The sequence below is a fragment of the Novosphingobium aquae genome, from assembly GCF_037572715.1.
Lineage (GTDB): Bacteria > Pseudomonadota > Alphaproteobacteria > Sphingomonadales > Sphingomonadaceae > Novosphingobium > Novosphingobium aquae.
On record NZ_JBBHJY010000006.1, the window covers coordinates 122,074 to 138,247 of the forward strand.

Consider the following 16,174-nt stretch of genomic DNA (forward strand, 5'->3'; position numbering starts at 1 on the left):
GCAGGAGGGAAGCAGTGTGTAGACGTGGCATTGGGTCGATCTCCCTGTTGGCCCGGTCCGCCTTTCCAGCGCGACCAGTAGAGAGATTGACGAGTGAAACGTCGGCGACCTTAGTTGCAGGTGAAATTATTTTTCGCGGCGGTCATTCGATCTCGTCGACAGCGACCCGGAAACGCGCCAGCGCCTTCATCATGTGGTACTCGACCGTCGCCATTGAAATGCCGAGTTCGCAGTGGATCTCGCGGTAACCCTTCCCATCGAAGCGGTTCATGATGAAGACCTTCTGGGTCTTGGGCGACAGCGATGCCAGTGCCCGGTCGCAGGCTGCCTGAAGATCTTCGGCCGCAATTCCCAGTTCCTGTTCGGCGGGGAACGGCGCGTCGAGCGCTTCGATTAGCGGCAGGGGCTCATGCCGGCTGCGCATTGCGCGTGCACGGTCAATCAGGATGTTTCGCGCAATCCGGTAAAGAAAACCGGCCGGATTGATGAGACGGCTCGCCTGCTCGCTTGCTGCGGCACGCAGGTAGACTTCCTGGACAAGGTCAAGCGCTGCATCATGTCCGGCGGAGCGCGCAAGGTAGCGAAGGAGCCCGCTTCGCTCCTGGAGGTAGACCCTTTCAAGGTCTTTGGGCTGGGCACGACGCAGTGCCGGGGACATCGCCACGGGACTGATCGAGGGTTGCACTGCGCTGAGGCGCACTGCAAATCCGGTAAACGAAGGCACTGAGGCACCTGTAAAGGCACAGCCGATCGGTCTCCGCGAATGGGGAAAAGCGGTTCAGCTTCCAGTGCTATGCCGCCGTAAGGAAAAGCCGGAGCGTTTCCCTTGTCCGAAACGGCCGCCTGACCTTAAGGACCGGCGTGCTTGATGCCTGGCGGAATTGTCCACGCGGGGTCTGCCAGCTTGTCGCCCGCGCAACAAAATTATGTCAGCGCGATCGAATCTGCGCAAGACCGGTTTGTGATTAAAGAGTTGAATTGCAGCCGTAACGGTTCAATCAAGTGCCGCGACAAAGCTGTTCGATGTACAGCGGGACGGCGTGTCTGCGCCGTTCGTGATAGGAGAGCAGCAAGCTGCAAAGCTGGGCTGTGTCACCGCCTGCCAAATGCGCCGCGTATATACGGCCAAGTTCCGCTTCACAGTCGCCGAACAGTACCTGGTCAAGGCGGCGGACGGCATGAAGCCGATCATTGAGCGAAGAGATGGTCTCGCATAGCAGCGAGTTTTCCGAACCGTCTGCGATTGCCAGGAAGAGGGTCGCAGTCCTCTCAGCAATGTCCCCGTCCTGTCCGATCGGCTCGGCTGATGCCGCGGCAGTTCGGGCATGAATTGCAAAGATGAGCAGCGCCGCAGTGAACTCCAGCATGTCGCGCAGCGCGCGTTCGCCCAGGCGCGCGACGCTGAACCCTTCTCCGGGACGCAGATCGACCAGCCGCTCGCCAGTCAGTCGGTTCAGGCTGTCACGCACCGGGGTCATGCTGACACCGAATTCATCTGCGAGCCGCAGGGCCTCAAGCCTCGCACCGATTGGCCAGATCCCGCTCATCAAGTCGTGCTTCAGCTTTCTGTAGGTGGGTTTCAGCACGTTTGACGGGCTCATTTTGCGCACCAGTGCCGTTGCGCAAATTGCTCGACAGCTTCCTCCTGATCCGGACGAAGGGCGTCCGTGGCTTGTGGATGGCCCACCGGATTTCCTTTGAGCAGGTTTGATGGGCATTGACCTTCGTAGTTACCGAGATTGGGCCGGTGCAGTGCATACCCAGCCAGTTCCGCAAGTTCGTCGGGAAAGGTCCGTGCAATCTCCGGCGGATATGCCAACCATTGGTTTTCGTAGGGTTTCAGCCAGCCGAGACTGTACCCAACCACGATGCCGCGGCGTATCCCTTGTGACCGGTTGGCACCGGCTCCGTGAACGGTCGATCCCAGAAAGCAGATGGCCGATCCTGGCTGGCACTGAGCCACAACTGGCTGCGGGAGATCGTCGAGGGTCTCGATTTTCCGCCGATGTGTGCCGGGATAAATGCGCGTCGCACCATTGTCGGGCGTGAACTCCGTCAGCGGCCACATGACATTGACCAGATACTCGTGATGACCTTTGATGCCCGGCCACATATCATGATCGCAGTGCGGAAATTGTTCGATCTCACCGGGATGGATCTCGATTGCCTGCGCGACGTTGAGCTGGATCCTGTCGCATGCTGGCGAGAGAACCTGGCGAACGATTGCGAGTATGGTGGGCTCGAGAACCAGCTGTGCGGCATGCGGCGAACGGCGCAACAGACTGCCGAAACGCTTGGTTCTGTACCCATAGAAATATCCATGGCTGCAGGGCGTTTGATCGAACACGGGATCCAGATCGGACTCGATGCTCGACAACGCCTCTGGAGGCAGCAGGTCAGGGATGATGCAGTAACCGTGCTCGAGAAGATCGCGGGTCCATGCGGCGCTGCACTGCGGGGCGGTCATTGCATGCCACCGGGTATCGGGAGGCGGCAGGTCAGCAAGCTGTTTATTCCTGTCCGCGACAAGGCAACGGGGGTCTCGGCGTCGATCCGGATATGTAGCCCTACGAGCGAACTGCCGCCAATTTCAACCGGCTCCCCGAGAGCGCGGCAGTCCCATCCAAAGCCTTCGATCTGCCGAAACCAAGAGACAGTCGCGACACCTGTAAAGTCCGAGATGCCGGCGCGCAGCGCATGTTCGACCAGTGCCGTGACCAGCTGGTTGCGGGCGCGGCGCCTGTCAGGCGCACGCAAGCTGGGCTCAAGACAGAACCGTGTGATTTCCCGGGTCCGGGGTCCTTTCGGCAAATGCGATTGGCAGAGGAATGGGTAGAGATCGGCAAGGATGTGCGGCCCATCAGTTGGCAACAGGCGTGCCGATGCACGGTGTGCTCCCTCCTCGTCGACAAGGACCAGATATTCCGCCTCTTCGGTATCGAACTGGTCAATCTCGTATCGCCCGGCAAGCACCGGGACATCCCATTTAAGGAGATCGACGAATACCCGCTTGCGTGCCTCGAACATCGCCCGAATGGCCGGGTATTCCTGAGAGGAGATTGCTGGAAGCAACTCTGGATGCATGTTGATTTACTCCGTCAATGTGAACTGACGGGATATTCAGCAGGCGACGCCCGGCCACGACATACCAAGAACTGGGGAGGGGCCCGTATCGCAGGAATGGCGTAAACCTGGCGGGGCTCGCGCGCGCCCGGTCTTGCGGCTTCAATGGCCCTTGCCTCGCCAGCGGAATATGTCGTCGAACCCGATCAGGCCGTCAAAGAGGGCATAAAGGACCAGTGACTGGCGGCAATGGACGTCGTATCTTTCGCGCGCGAGCTTGAGATGCTGGACCACCGTCTCGGGACTGATCCCGAGTATGATGGCCGTCTCGACAGCGGTCTTGCCGCGGGCAGTCCAGAGCAGGCATTCGCGCTGGCGGTCGCTGAGAGCGGGCTTGCCCGGGCTGCGGAAATTTCCGGAAATCCGCTGCGCCGAAGCCATGGCAAGCGCCCCGATGATTTCGGCAGCAAAAAATACGGGGCGGGGAAGGTTGCCGCCGGTGCGAACCACGAATGTGCAGGTTCCCCGTCCCTCGCCGGGCAGGTGCCTGGGCACCGTGTATCCGTCACCAATGCCGCATTCCAGACCTACAGCTAGCATCTGCCGGTCGCCGCGAGTCATGGGTATCAGTCTGTCAAGTGCCCCCCACTCGAAGCCCGTGAACGACTTGTCGCAGGCGCGGCGTACCGGATCACGCCCGGCAAGGTCAAAGGCCACATAGATCTTGGCCCACTCTTCGGGATAATCGTGGATGAGCACGCCGGGATCGTCATGTCTCGGTGATCCCATCTCGAGGCTAAGCGCATAGTGATCGAAGCCGAGGCGCCGGGAGGCCCGGGCGAGGACTGCGCCAAGCGCATACTCGGTATCTGATTCTACGAGCTCGGATGCAATTTCCTCAGCAATGTTCAAACTCATTGAGTGACCATGCGACCCCTGGCCAGGTTCCCAACACCGGGCCTCGGCGATCGTCCAGTCCGGTCCGGCGCAGCGGCTTCCATTCCCAGCCCCGGACGCGATCCCTGTTCAGTCCCGGAAGGTCTTCGGGACCATGTAGCTGTTGCCGAGGCTCAAGGGTCTGGGCAAGATTGTCATAAGTCTGGGTGGCTATGCGGTCATGTCTCCCCTTACTCCCTGGCCGAGTCGGCGAATTTTCATATCGCCTAACGCATTGGATCATCAGTCGTTTATAATTAAATTACAACTGGAAAATTATCTAAAGCCGTCCATGGAGAAGGTCGCGGTAGCCTTCGCTCGCCAGATAGGCTGCCTCATCCATGAGGCGCTGCGTTCACCTCCGTTCGGAGGACGTTTTCCATTCGTTGGCATTGGCGAAGACTGAGTGCGGGAAGGCGATATGACGCGCGGTCTCTCGCACCGGATTGGATATGTCGGACGCTTCGGCAAGAAAATCGATTATCCGCAGCATGAGAGCGAGCCGGCTATGCTGGAAAGACGTTAGAAACAGGCATCCCGCCTGACTCGAAGTGCAGCATCCCGCCAGACGCTGCTGGAACCGCTTGGCGGCAGCAAGACGGATGCCGAATGCACCGTCAGTCAGGATTGAGCAGGCCAGGCCTTGGCCATCTACGTGATCGTTCAGCCAGAGCCGCTGCACTCCCTGTTCCGCCTGATGGAAAGCCCACATGCGCCTCGCGGCAAAGGGGCGGTTTATTCGGAAAAGAGCTTCAACGTTGCCAAATACCTCGCAGCCAATTGCGACCTTCAGCAAATGCATCTTCGGGCGACGGGCCTGCTCATGCCCGCCTTTGATTGGCTTTGAGATCGGTAGCTAGAAGCGCGATCTCCACAAGGACAGGGTGGCAACGAATTTGGATGCGAGATTGCCGACCTTGATCGGGCTACTGCCTGGACAGTACAGCGCAGACCCCAGCCCGAAGCCCGCTGCGCCAGCTGCAAGCCATGGCCCCATGGTCTCAGGAGTGATTCCGCCGACCGGCAGGAGACGAAGATCCTGGGGCAGGACTGTCCGCATGGCCTTCAACATTGCTGGCGATGATCCTTCAGCCGGGAAAAGCTTCAGAGCGGAAGCTCCGGCACGCAGAGCTGCAAATGCCTCGGTTGGGGTGGCCACTCCGGGAATGGCGACAAGGCCTTGCTTAACGCTTCTTTCGATCACGCTGGCATCGGTGTTGGGTGCTATGATGACTGTTCCACCTGCCTCTGCCACGGCATCGACATCGCTGGGGCTAAGCACAGTTCCGGCCCCGATTATGGCCTGGCCCTCTAATTCCTCGGCCAGGAGGCGGATGCTTTCGAAAGGCTGAGGTGAATTCAGCGGAACTTCGATGATGGAAAATCCGGCCTGTACCAATGTCATGCCGACAGGCACGGCCTCGTCAGGCGTCAGTCCCCGCAGGATTGCTATCAGCGGGCACCTGGCGAATGCGTCGTCAAAGGCAGTGGTATTCACGAACAAGCCTCCCAGATAGCGATGATGCCGGCGGCAAATGCGGTGTGACTGTCGAGGAGTTGCGCCTCGCCGCCGTTTTCCGCGATCGCGGCGAGATAGAGCGCGCCCAGGTCGGGGTTCGCCAGGACGTAGACCGGCGAAGCCCGATTCCCTTCCATCCGAACGCAAACATCGCTGCCGATCAACAGGCCGCTGGCATAGGATGCGGACTCGGAGTCGTCCCGCACGCCGAGCATTTTTGCAGCGCGTATGCCGAAAAGCGATGCGGCGAGATCGCGCCGCTGACCTTCACGAACACCTTCTAGAAAGGCCTCGGATTGGGTCACCGGACCCGTCAATTGCTCCGCAAGGAGGCTTTGCTTGCCCAGCAGCGCGAACAGCTCGCCGGTCATGCTCGTCGTAAAGGCAACGACCGCGCTATTTGCAATCCTGGCCCATTTGCAGTGCGTTCCGGGCTGCGCGAGAAGAGCGTCCTGCGGAATGAGGCCGGCCACGGCTGCGCCCAGTAACTGCACCTCTTCGCCGCGCATGACATCCGGCCTTTGACCAGCAAGGCACGACAGGCCAGGAACGATCGAAGTGCGGTCATCGATCCGCAGTAGGTTTGCGGAAAGCTCTGGGATACCCGCTGGAACAGATACGTATTGTGTCTCGCGCCAGCCATTCTTCGAGCCCACCATACCCGCCAGCAGCATCGGGAGATCGCCCATTCTTCCGCGGATATTGGCAACTTCTGCGGGGAAGTCGCTGACCGCAGAAATCCCGCAACTGTCACTTTCGGCGTTTACGACCTGGCCGTCTTCAATCCGGTAGACCCTGCGGTTCGTGGTACCCCAGTCAACAGCAAGAAATGGCTCGGCCATCGTCACCACCAGGTCGCGTAGAGTGCGATCAGAATGAGAATTACGCCCACTCCGGCAACGTTGAAGCTGCCAGACGTCCTGAATGTAACCCCCTCCATGGTAACCCGGTTGGCGTTACTCTCTGCCTTCACCAGCAGGCTCAGGCCAATGCAAAGGGCCAGGCAGGCGAGGAAAACGATCCCCATTCTATCCATGAAAGGGATCTGCGGTGCCAGGAACTTGAAAACGTAAGACAGCACGACCGAACCCACTGCTGCCGCAATGGCACCGATCTCGTTTGCTCGCCGCCAGAAGAGGCCGAGAAGAAAAATCACGGTGATTCCCGGAGTGAAGAAGCCTGAAAACTCCTGGATGAACTGGAACGCCTGGTCCGAGTTGCCGAGCAGTGGCCGGGCCGTAAGCAAAGCGATGATGACTGCAATGGCAGCTACGGTTCGCCCCACGAGCACCAGATGCTTTTCGTTGCCGACGGTGCCTTCACCTTTCTCCGCCCGCGTGCTCATCCCGCGGGCCTTTGCATATAGGTCGAGCGTAAAGATTGTTGCGATCGAATTGATTTTTGAAGCGGTCGAAGCGATGATGGCGGCGATCAGGGCGGCAAAAACCAGGCCGAGCAGGCCAGGAGGGAGCAGCCGCATCATTGTCGGATAGGCTTCGTCGGGCTTTGCAAGGTCAGGGGCCAGAACGACGGCGGCAATGCCTGGCAGGACAATGATCACGGGCATCAGCAGTTTGAGGAAGGCTGCAAAGACAATGCCCTTCTGCGCTGCATGAAGGCTTTCGGCAGCCAGGGCACGCTGGATGATGTACTGGTTGAATCCCCAGTAGGAGAGGTTCGCAATCCACATCCCGCCGACGAGAACGGATATGCCGGGCAGATCCTTGTAGAAAGGATGATCTGAGCTCAGGATCATATCGAAGTGTTCGGGCGCACGGCTGACCAGCACGTCAAAGCCAGCAAGGACGCCCTGCCCGTTTCCGATCTCGTTTAGGGTCAGATAGGAAATGACGAGGCCGCCCAGGACCAGCAGGGTCACCTGGACGATGTCGGTAAGCGCGACAGCCTTAAGCCCCCCATAAAGTTGATAGAGCAGAGCGAAAGCGCCGAGGCCGATGAGGGCGACGTCCTGGTCGACACCGGCCACCTTGTTAATCGCGATTGAGCCGAGCCAGATGATCGAGGTCAGGTTCACGAAGATATAGAGTGCCAGCCAGAACAGGGCCATCAGGACCGGAAGTACACGGCCATAACGCTGCTCGAGGAACTGGGGCATCGTATAGATTTCGTTGCGCAGGAAAATCGGAACGAAGTACCTGCCCACGATCAGGAGCGTAAGCGCAGCCATCCATTCATACGATGCAATGGCCAGGCCAACGGCGTAGCCGGATCCAGCCATGCCGACGATCTGTTCGGCCGAAATATTGGCTGCGATCAAAGAGGCGCCAATTGCCCACCAGGGCAGTGCCTTTGAGGCGAGGAAATAGTCGGACGTGTCCTTGGTGTGACCGGCGCGTTCCCGGCTTACCCACTGCGCTAGCCCGAAAATGCCCAGGGCATATGCAGCCACTACGATGAGATCGATCTGCGACAGGCTCGTCACGGCTGGTTCTCTCCCTTGAATGTACTCTCAGAATAAGCCGATTAATAAGATTAATAGATATTGTCTAGCGTCTGGGCGGCACATTATGCATAGGGCTCGAACCAGGTGGGGCGAGGAATGGCAGACGAACAGAAACTGATGACTGCGGGCGGACCCGGCCTTGGCCGAAATCTCACTTATGGGCTGCTTGACAGTCTCGGGAGGGACATTGTCACGGGGCAGTACCGGACCGTGCCCTTCCCGACCGAGGCGGAGCTGGCCAAAATTCACGGGGTGAGCCGCTCGGTTACCCGAGAGGCGGTGAAGATGCTCACGGCCAAGGGTCTGCTTAGCGCCCGGCCGCGTCAGGGTACCGTCGTCCAGCCATCATCGTCATGGAATCTGTTCGATACCGACGTTCTGAGCTGGTTGCTTGAGCGCCGCTTTTCGATCGATTTGCTGCGCCAGTTCAACCAGTTGCGCATTGCAATTGAGCCGGAGGCTGCTTTTCTTGCGGCCCGGTTTGCCACCGACGAGGACTTTGAGCGCATTGACTCAGGTCTTGCCCGAATGCGAGCAGCCGAGCGAGGCCGGGACGAGGCGCTCGAGGCCGACATCGCATTTCATGTGGCGGTGCTCAGGGCCTCCAATAATCCGTTTTTCGCGCAGTTCCGTGCCGTGGTGAGCACTGCGCTGCGGACATCGATCAACTTCACCAACCGCATCAAAGGGCGGACAGCAAGCGTTGCTGATCACGCTGCTGTGCGCGACGCAATCCTGGCGCGTGATGCCGAAGGCGCACGGGAAGGAATGCGTCACCTGATCGGAGACGTTCTTGAACTGATCGACGAATCTCTCGCTGGGGAAAAATGATGCGCGGGCCTGGTCAGCCCCGATAGGCTGATGGCGCCAGGCCGCGGCAACCGGGGTCGACCTCGAACAAGGCGCCGCCAAGCTTGCCGCCCGCATCATCTCTGGCCGATGTGACGAACATCCTATTGAGTTCGGTGCCTGCGAAAGCGCAACTGGTAACCTGGCTTGCAGGTAAGGGAATCGAACGGTCCCGGCGCCCGGCAGATGTGAAGCGGGTCACGCATCCCGCACCCCAGCACGCTACCCAAATTCCTCCTTCCTCATCGAGCGTCATGCCATCCGGCACGCCCCAGTCCGCCTCGAAGCAGATAAATGGCCGCCGCATGCCCAGAGTGCCGTCATCGCCGATTTCGAATCGGAATATCGTTCGAAGGGCACTGTCGGTAAGCAGTAGGAACCTGCCCAGCGGATCAATCGCGGGGCCATTGGCAATCGTATAAGGCGTGTCGGCAAGAGTAACCGCGCCATCGGGCGCGATACGATAAAACGACCCCGTAGGCTTGTCGCAGGAGACAGGCACTGTCCCCGCCCAAATCCGTCCCTGCCAGTCTGCCTTGGCATCATTCAGGCGGTTGCTGTGCTTGTCGGGTTCTACATTGCCGATCAGCTCGCGGGCGTTCGCAGGCAGGTCGAGGCGATAGATGCTTCGCCCGATGCCTGCCACCAATCCCCCTGCAGCGCGCTCGATGACCCAGGCAGCATAATCTGGCTGTGCGAAACGCTCGATCCCTCCATTGTCGAGGAAAATACGGTTGATTGAACATCCAAGGATATCCACCCAGTAAACGGCGTTATCCCGTGCAGACCACATTACGCCTTCCCCGAGCATGTCGAGGTGGTCCCCGGTCAGGACGCGTACGGACCCCATCAATGACTGTCCCGGGGAAGGCCGCGCGTCTGCGCGATGCGCTGGTATTTCACGGCAAGCTCGATGACCGCTCCGCCATCGAACTGGCCAGTGATGTTGCGGTGAATTTCCTGCCATGGCGTTTGCGAGGCCGGTACGTAATCGGGCGTGAGCTCGAGCTCCTCGCGGCGGCGCTCGAGTTCTTCGCGGGATACCAGCATGTTGGCTGTGCGTTTGCCCAGATCGATCCGAACAGGGTCGCCGGTCCGAACAAGTGCGAGACCGCCGCCAATCGCTGCCTCGGGCGCAGCATTGAGGATCGACGGGCTTCCGCTTGTTCCCGATTGCCGACCGTCCCCGAGGCAGGGAAGGGCGTGAATGCCGGCCTGTATCAGTGTGGCCGGAGGGCGCATGTTGACGACCTCCGCTCCTCCGGGATAGCCGATCGGTCCCGCGCCTCGCATGATCAGGATCGATTTTTCATTGGCACCCAGTGCCGGATCATCGATCCGGGTGTGGTAGTCCTCAGGTCCATCAAAGACGATTGCAGTGCCTTCAAAGGCGTCGGGGTCACTGGCATCGGACAGGTATCTTGACCTGAACTCGTCGGATATGACGCTCAGTTTCATGACCGCGGTATCGAAAAGATTGCCCGATAGGACCGTCAATCCTGCCGCTTGCTTGAGCGGATTGTCGAGTGGACGGATTACGTCTGCATCAAGACACTCTGCCCCGGCGACGTTTTCGCGCACCGTTTTCCCGTTGGCGGTAAGCACATCTCCCTCAAGCAGACCTGCATTGAGCAGCATTCCCATGACGGCCGGCACGCCGCCGGCCCTATAAAAGTCTTCGCCCAGATAGGATCCGGCCGGCTGAAGATTTACAATTAGTGGTACTTCGCAGCCATGAGCCTGCCAGTCTTCGAGGCACAGTTCGACGCCGGCGTGCCTCGCAATGGCATTTAGGTGGATCGGGGCATTGGTTGAACCACCAATGGCCGAGTTGACGCGAATGGCATTGAGAAAGGCCTCGCGCGTAAGAATGTCCGATGGCTTGCGATCGGCCTTCACCATTTCGACGATCTGCAGGCCGGTCCGGTAGGCATTTTCTCCGCGGTCACGATAGGGCGCAGGGATGGCAGCAGAACCAGGCAAGGACATGCCAAGAGCCTCGCATAGCGAGTTCATGGTAGTTGCCGTCCCCATAGTGTTGCACCAGCCAGTTGACGGCGCAGAAGAGGCTACGAGTTCGACGAACCCCTTGTAGTCGATTTCGCCTGCCGCAAGCATCTCGCGTGCTTTCCAGACGATTGTCCCGGAACCCGTCCTTTCTCCCTTGAACCAGCCATTGAGCATCGGTCCGACCGAGAGCGCGATAGCAGGGATGTTCACGGTCGCTGCCGCCATAAGGCAGGCAGGCGTCGTCTTGTCGCAGCCGATCGTCAGGACGACGCCGTCCATCGGATAACCATAAAGCGATTCAACAAGGCTGAGATAAGACAGGTTACGATCGAGTCCCGCAGTCGGGCGCTTTCCGGTCTCCTGGATAGGATGGACCGGAAACTCGATAGCAATCCCGCCAGCATCGCGAATGCCCTCACGTACGCGCTTTGCGAGTTCGATATGATGACGGTTGCATGGCACGAGGTCGCTGCCCGTCTGGGCTATGCCAATGATTGGCCTGCCGGACTGAAGCTCCTCAAGGCTGAGACCATAGTTGAGATAGCGTTCGACATAGAGCGCCGTCATGTCTGGGTTCGCCGGATCGTCGAACCACGAGCGGGATCTCAGTTGCGGGTGCTTGTCGTTTCCGTCGCTCAATTCCATTTCCTCGTTTTCTGTCGCAACCAGACCCTGATGGGCTCGGCCGGCGGCAGCTTGATATCGCGGCGCTTGGGCGATAGGAAGCATATTTATACGATAAATGGATGCCTTGTTATGAATCGGATTGCGATTGGGCTGGTGGGAGTAGGCAAGATCGCCCGGGATCAGCATGTTCCCGCGCTGGAGGAGAGTGCGTCATTCAGGCTGGTTGCGACAGCAAGCCTGGCAGGCTCTGTTGCGGGTATCGAGGCTTACGGTTCGTTCGAAGAAATGATGGAAGCTCGCCCTGACATCGAGGCGGTTACTATCTGCACACCGCCGCAGGGGCGATACGAAATCGCGCTTGCAGCATTGAAACTTGGCAAACATGTCATGCTCGAGAAGCCTCCTGCAGCGACGGTCGGCGAAGCCACCACGCTGGCTGCGGCGGCGGAGGAATCCGGTCGCTCGCTCTTCGCAACCTGGCATTCACGCGAATCTGTCGCAGTCGACCGGGCGTGTGAATGGCTTGCCGGCAAGGACATATTGTCAGCACGGATCCTTTGGAAAGAGGACATCCGCCAATGGCATCCCGGTCAGGAATGGATTCTTGATGCCGGCGGCTTCGGCGTGTTCGATCCGGGTATCAATGCGCTGTCAATCATAACACGGCTTCTGGACTTGCCGCTGCATGTCAGTAGCGCGAAACTCTCGATCCCGATCAATCGGGACAGTCCGATCCACGCGACCATCGCCATGAAGTCCGGTTCGGCTCGTGTGGACGCCGAGATGGACTTCCTGCACGCGGGCGACCCCGTCTGGAGCATTGAGGTTGATACGAGAGAAGGCACCTTGCACCTGACCGATGGCGGCAATTGCCTTCAACTTCCGGGTGAGAATGTCGTCCGTAACACGAACGAAGAATATGCTCGGCTATATGGCAGATTTGCTGATCTCGTTCGCTCTGGCAAGAGCGATATGGACCTGCATCCGTTGAAACTGGTTTCTGAGATCAGCCTTATCGCCGAACGCGTTCCTGCGCCCCCGTTCGATTTCTGAAGGTGCTTGCGACACATTTATACGATTAATATGTTGCAACTTCTGCTTTGAGTTTGTTAGGGCTCCGATGTTCGCCAGTCTCGGCAGAGCACAGGCGCAATTTGTCTGGTGGGCGCCTGCCTAGAGTGGAACGATCTCGCGGCAGGCGCCCGAAGTGATTTATTTTCCGGTTGTTTGATTTAAGGGCGGATTTGAGTAAGTTGCTGTGGGCACCTGATAGGTGACCCGGATAGTGGCATACCTTGGGTAGAGGAGCAGAATATGGCTTGGGCATGGCGGACAGTGCCGCTTTTGATAGCAGCATTCGTATCGCTCACGCCGACTGCGTCGGTTGGCAATCCCGAATCGAAGCTTGCTGCCAAGATATCCGAATCCAAGGACAAATCCTGTTCAATGTCCGGCGTTCGCAGGGTCCGCGCGTCCGGGCCAATGTCAAGGATTCCATGATGCGTGCCTTGGTCTACAGTATTGTGTCCAGCGCCCTTCTGTCTGTGGCTGCCTGCGCGCCAGCCCCGGCACCTCCGGCACAGTCGAATGCAACTGTCTCTGATGCACGTCCGAACATTGTGCTCATTGTAGCCGATGATTTGGGCTGGGGTGACCTATCTAGCTATGGTGGTCCTGTAACCACCCCGAACCTCGACCAACTGGCTCGGGACGGCGTCCGTTACACACAGGCATACGCGAGTGCATATCAATGCAGTCCGTCGCGTGCGGGACTGATGACGGGCAGATACCAGGAACGGTTCGGACACGAATCCAATTTCCGCGGGCCTGGCGACGGGGTCGGGGGGATCGGTCTTGCGGCGGGCATGAAGGCATTCGAGGAGGGAGCGCTGGGGCCGACGGGGATGGGCACGCCGCGCGGGGTGCCAATGGTGTCCGAGCGTTTGAAGGAAGCGGGCTACCACACTGCTATGTTCGGCAAGTGGCACCTCGGATTTGATCCGGGAATGCGCCCTCGAGATCGCGGCTTCGACGAATTCTTTGGCTTCCTGGCGGGATCAACGTCCTACGCCCTTTCGAATACCCCCGACATCGTCTCCCAGAGCCGCGTAGGCAATCGCGAAGGCGAAGATGACGAAGGTATGGGATCCTCCCTGCCCGATCAGCGCAGTCCCTATTATGCGTTGCGCGATGGTGACGGTATCGCTGCAGACCAGGGGGGCTACCTCACGGATGTGCTCTCTGATCGTGCGGTTTCCTTCATTAAGCGGCAGGACGCTCGGAACCCTTTTTTCCTATACCTCGCGCACCTTGCGCCGCATCAGCCGCTGACTGCTCTGCAGCGCAACTTTGACCGCCTTCCCCAGATTACCGACCGGCGAAAGCGCATCTACTATGCGATGATCCTGTCACTCGATGAGAGTGTCGGGGCCGTACGTGCTGCGCTTCGTGAAAAGGGTCTGGATCGCAACACCATTGTGATTTTTACAAGTGACAATGGCTGCCCGAGGCCGGGCATCTTCTGCTCAAACGGCGCATTGCGTGAGGGCAAGCAGTCCCTTTACGAAGGTGGTCTTCGCGTTCCGCTCATCGCCAGCTGGCCCGGACGCCTCGCTGACAACAGCATTGAAGATGGCCGGGTAAGCCTGCTCGATCTCGCACCGACGTTCCTCAAAGCTGCCAAGGCTGGGCCTGATCGGAACCTGGACGGAATCTTCCTTCCTCAAGCCAGGTCAGCAGATCCTGCCCGGGCATTGTTCTGGCGACACCAGGTCCATAGCGCGATGATCGAAGGGCCCTGGAAGCTGATCGATTATGCGAGCGTCGAAGGCCGCCGGGTTCCGTTTCTGTTCAATCTCTCTGCCGACCAGGGCGAGAAAATGAACAAGGCGGACGAGGACCCGGCCCGGGTAGCGCGGATGCGTGCCGCCATGCGCAAATGGGAAAGCGGACTTTCTGCTCCTCGCTGGGTTCCGCCCAATCCCAAACGGCGCACCTACGATGGTGTCACCGTAGACATGTACTGAAACGATCAAGAGGCTGAGGAACATCACAATGCAACGCAAGTTCGTGTCGCTTATCGTTGGGCTCGTCACCTGCATTTGCTCGGTAGCAGCCGGCGCCAATGTTCCGGCAAAGCCTGAAGCTTCTGGGCGCCCCAATGTCGTGGTGATCGTAGCTGACGATCACGGCACGGATGCCATCGGCGCATACGGCAACCGCATCGTCCGGACGCCGGCCATCGATGCACTGGCTAGGGACGGTGTGCGGTTCGACCGGGCATTCAGCACCGTTTCGAGCTGCAGCCCCAGTCGTGCCACGATCCTAACCGGTCGTCAGACGCACACGAACGGAATGTATGGACTTCAGCAGGTTGTTCACCACTTCCAGTCGTTCGACGACGAGCTGTCGCTTCCCGTCGCGCTTGAGAATGCAGGCTACCGTACTGCGCGGATCGGCAAGTATCACGTTGCCCCGGATTCAGTCTTCCGTTTCGGGAAGAATCTTGGAGCCGGCAAGAAGGCACAGCGAGGTGAACTCGGGCGCAGTCCTGTCGAGATGGCTGACCTGTCGAACGGATTCATCTCCGCCGACGGGCCTTTCTTCCTCTATTTTGCAACGATGGATCCGCACCGTTCGGCACCGCACGGTAAGGTGAACCGTTTCGGAAACCGGGATGACGGCTTTGCCGACACACCGACCGTGACCTATAGGCCGGAAGACGTCGTAGTGCCGGCCTTCCTTCCCGATATCCCTGCGGTCCGTGCTGAACTTGCACAGTATTACCAGTCCGTTTCGCGGGTAGACGCCGGCGTTGCACGGCTGATCGCTCATCTCAAGGCAGCCGGAAAATACGACAATACCTTGATTCTCTATCTGTCGGACAACGGTGTTGCTTTCCCTGGCGCCAAAACCACTCTTTACGAGCCTGGCATGCGCCTGCCGCTTATTGTGAAGCTGCCCGGAGGCGGGCGCGCTGGCGACACGGAAAAGGCCATGGTCTCCTGGGTCGACCTGATGCCGACCGTGCTTGATTATGCCGGTGTGCGTGTTCCCGGTTCCGTTTCGGACAAGGACACAGAAGGTCGTTCGTTCCGCGGTCTGCTGGACATGACTGCCTATAAGCCCCGTCAGGCTATCTACGCTTCGCAGACGTTTCACGAGATCCAGATGTACTATCCCATGCGCGTTCTGCACGAACAGCGCTACAAGCTGATCTGGAACATTGCTTCCCCGCTTCCCGTCCGTCAGGCGGTGGACCTCAAGAACTCCGCAACATGGCTTGCAATCGGTGACAAGCCGAACGCCCGGTATGGTGAGCGACCCGTGGCCTCGCTGCTCAAGCGGCCGGAATATGAACTGTATGATCTCCAGAACGATCCCAACGAAACGCGGAATCTCGCGAAGGACCCCGCCATGCGAAAGCGCCTCGAGGAAATGAAGGCGAAACTCGTGAAGTTTCTCGATGAAACCGGCGATCCCTGGTCTCCCAACTGGATGGGACGCGGAGAATGAGCAACGTGGAAAGTGAACCAGAAGCCGGCGTCAGCAGGCGCGCTGTCCTTGCAGGCTGCATCGCTGCCGCAACCTTGCCAGCGGGGGCAGGAACAGCCGTTGCGGCAGAGCCACCGCTCAAGCCAATCGCTAACCGGATGCCCGGTCGGCGGCGGTGGCTCGGTCCAGCGTTATGGGGAAACAGGCTCCAG

15 protein-coding genes are annotated in these 16,174 nt (G+C 59.2%); 4 read left to right on the top strand and 11 right to left on the bottom strand.

The features are described from left to right. Window positions 1-142 precede the first annotated feature (142 nt). The 9 genes from WG900_RS12715 to WG900_RS12755 form a co-directional block, all read right to left on the bottom strand. Window positions 143-700 carry an RNA polymerase sigma factor gene (locus WG900_RS12715; protein WP_339967578.1) on the bottom strand — a complete coding sequence of 186 codons (558 nt, stop codon included), beginning with the start codon at window positions 698-700 and terminating at the stop codon, window positions 143-145. Between the two features lie 298 nt (window positions 701-998). Next, window positions 999-1,586: a GntR family transcriptional regulator gene (locus WG900_RS12720; protein WP_339967579.1), complete on the bottom strand. Its 588-nt coding sequence runs from the start codon at window positions 1,584-1,586 to the stop codon at window positions 999-1,001. Window positions 1,587-1,597: 11 nt separating this feature from the next. Next, entirely contained in the window at window positions 1,598-2,467 is an 870-nt protein-coding gene (locus tag WG900_RS12725; protein ID WP_339967580.1) for a phytanoyl-CoA dioxygenase family protein, read from the bottom strand. After that, the gene (locus WG900_RS12730; RefSeq protein WP_339967582.1) at window positions 2,464-3,084 is read right to left on the bottom strand and encodes an acyl-homoserine-lactone synthase; all 621 of its coding nucleotides are present in this window, start codon (window positions 3,082-3,084) and stop codon (window positions 2,464-2,466) included. The genes WG900_RS12725 and WG900_RS12730 overlap by 4 nt, the downstream gene beginning before the upstream one ends. A 141-nt stretch (window positions 3,085-3,225) precedes the next feature. After that, window positions 3,226-3,981: a LuxR family transcriptional regulator gene (locus WG900_RS12735; RefSeq protein ID WP_339967584.1), complete on the bottom strand. Its 756-nt coding sequence runs from the start codon at window positions 3,979-3,981 to the stop codon at window positions 3,226-3,228. Window positions 3,982-4,354: 373 nt separating this feature from the next. Then, window positions 4,355-4,801 (bottom strand): DNA -binding domain-containing protein, encoded by a 447-nt coding sequence (locus WG900_RS12740; RefSeq protein WP_339967585.1) that lies wholly within the window; start codon window positions 4,799-4,801, stop codon window positions 4,355-4,357. 54 nt (window positions 4,802-4,855) lie between these two features. Next, on the bottom strand, window positions 4,856-5,497 hold the full coding sequence (locus tag WG900_RS12745) for a 2-dehydro-3-deoxy-6-phosphogalactonate aldolase (protein ID WP_339967586.1): 642 nt from the start codon (window positions 5,495-5,497) through the stop codon (window positions 4,856-4,858). Further along, the gene (locus WG900_RS12750; RefSeq protein WP_339967587.1) at window positions 5,494-6,360 is read right to left on the bottom strand and encodes a 2-dehydro-3-deoxygalactonokinase; all 867 of its coding nucleotides are present in this window, start codon (window positions 6,358-6,360) and stop codon (window positions 5,494-5,496) included. The genes WG900_RS12745 and WG900_RS12750 overlap by 4 nt, the downstream gene beginning before the upstream one ends. A 2-nt stretch (window positions 6,361-6,362) precedes the next feature. Beyond that, window positions 6,363-7,961, bottom strand: a complete 1,599-nt coding sequence (locus tag WG900_RS12755; protein ID WP_339967589.1) for a sodium/sugar symporter — start codon at window positions 7,959-7,961, stop codon at window positions 6,363-6,365. 117 nt (window positions 7,962-8,078) lie between these two features. Between WG900_RS12755 and WG900_RS12760 the strand changes: the two genes are divergently transcribed. Beyond that, the gene (locus WG900_RS12760; protein WP_339967590.1) at window positions 8,079-8,813 is read left to right on the top strand and encodes a FadR/GntR family transcriptional regulator; all 735 of its coding nucleotides are present in this window, start codon (window positions 8,079-8,081) and stop codon (window positions 8,811-8,813) included. Between the two features lie 13 nt (window positions 8,814-8,826). Here WG900_RS12760 and WG900_RS12765 read toward each other — a convergent pair whose 3' ends face one another. Both WG900_RS12765 and WG900_RS12770 read right to left on the bottom strand, forming a co-directional pair. Continuing rightward, window positions 8,827-9,642, bottom strand: coding sequence for an SMP-30/gluconolactonase/LRE family protein (locus WG900_RS12765; protein ID WP_339967591.1), 816 nt, complete (start codon window positions 9,640-9,642; stop codon window positions 8,827-8,829). 38 nt (window positions 9,643-9,680) lie between these two features. After that, window positions 9,681-11,480 carry an IlvD/Edd family dehydratase gene (locus WG900_RS12770; protein ID WP_339967592.1) on the bottom strand — a complete coding sequence of 600 codons (1,800 nt, stop codon included), beginning with the start codon at window positions 11,478-11,480 and terminating at the stop codon, window positions 9,681-9,683. Between the two features lie 117 nt (window positions 11,481-11,597). On the opposite strand from WG900_RS12770, the gene WG900_RS12775 reads away from it, so the two are divergent. The 3 genes from WG900_RS12775 to WG900_RS12785 all read left to right on the top strand — a co-directional run bounded on the left by WG900_RS12775 (window position 11,598) and on the right by WG900_RS12785 (window position 15,983). After that, complete coding sequence (locus WG900_RS12775) at window positions 11,598-12,521, top strand: Gfo/Idh/MocA family protein (RefSeq protein WP_339967593.1); 924 nt, start codon at window positions 11,598-11,600, stop codon at window positions 12,519-12,521. Between the two features lie 446 nt (window positions 12,522-12,967). Beyond that, complete coding sequence (locus tag WG900_RS12780; protein ID WP_339967768.1) at window positions 12,968-14,494, top strand: sulfatase-like hydrolase/transferase; 1,527 nt, start codon at window positions 12,968-12,970, stop codon at window positions 14,492-14,494. Between the two features lie 28 nt (window positions 14,495-14,522). Further along, window positions 14,523-15,983 carry a sulfatase family protein gene (locus WG900_RS12785; RefSeq protein WP_339967594.1) on the top strand — a complete coding sequence of 487 codons (1,461 nt, stop codon included), beginning with the start codon at window positions 14,523-14,525 and terminating at the stop codon, window positions 15,981-15,983. The last annotated feature ends 191 nt before the right edge of the window (window positions 15,984-16,174 follow it).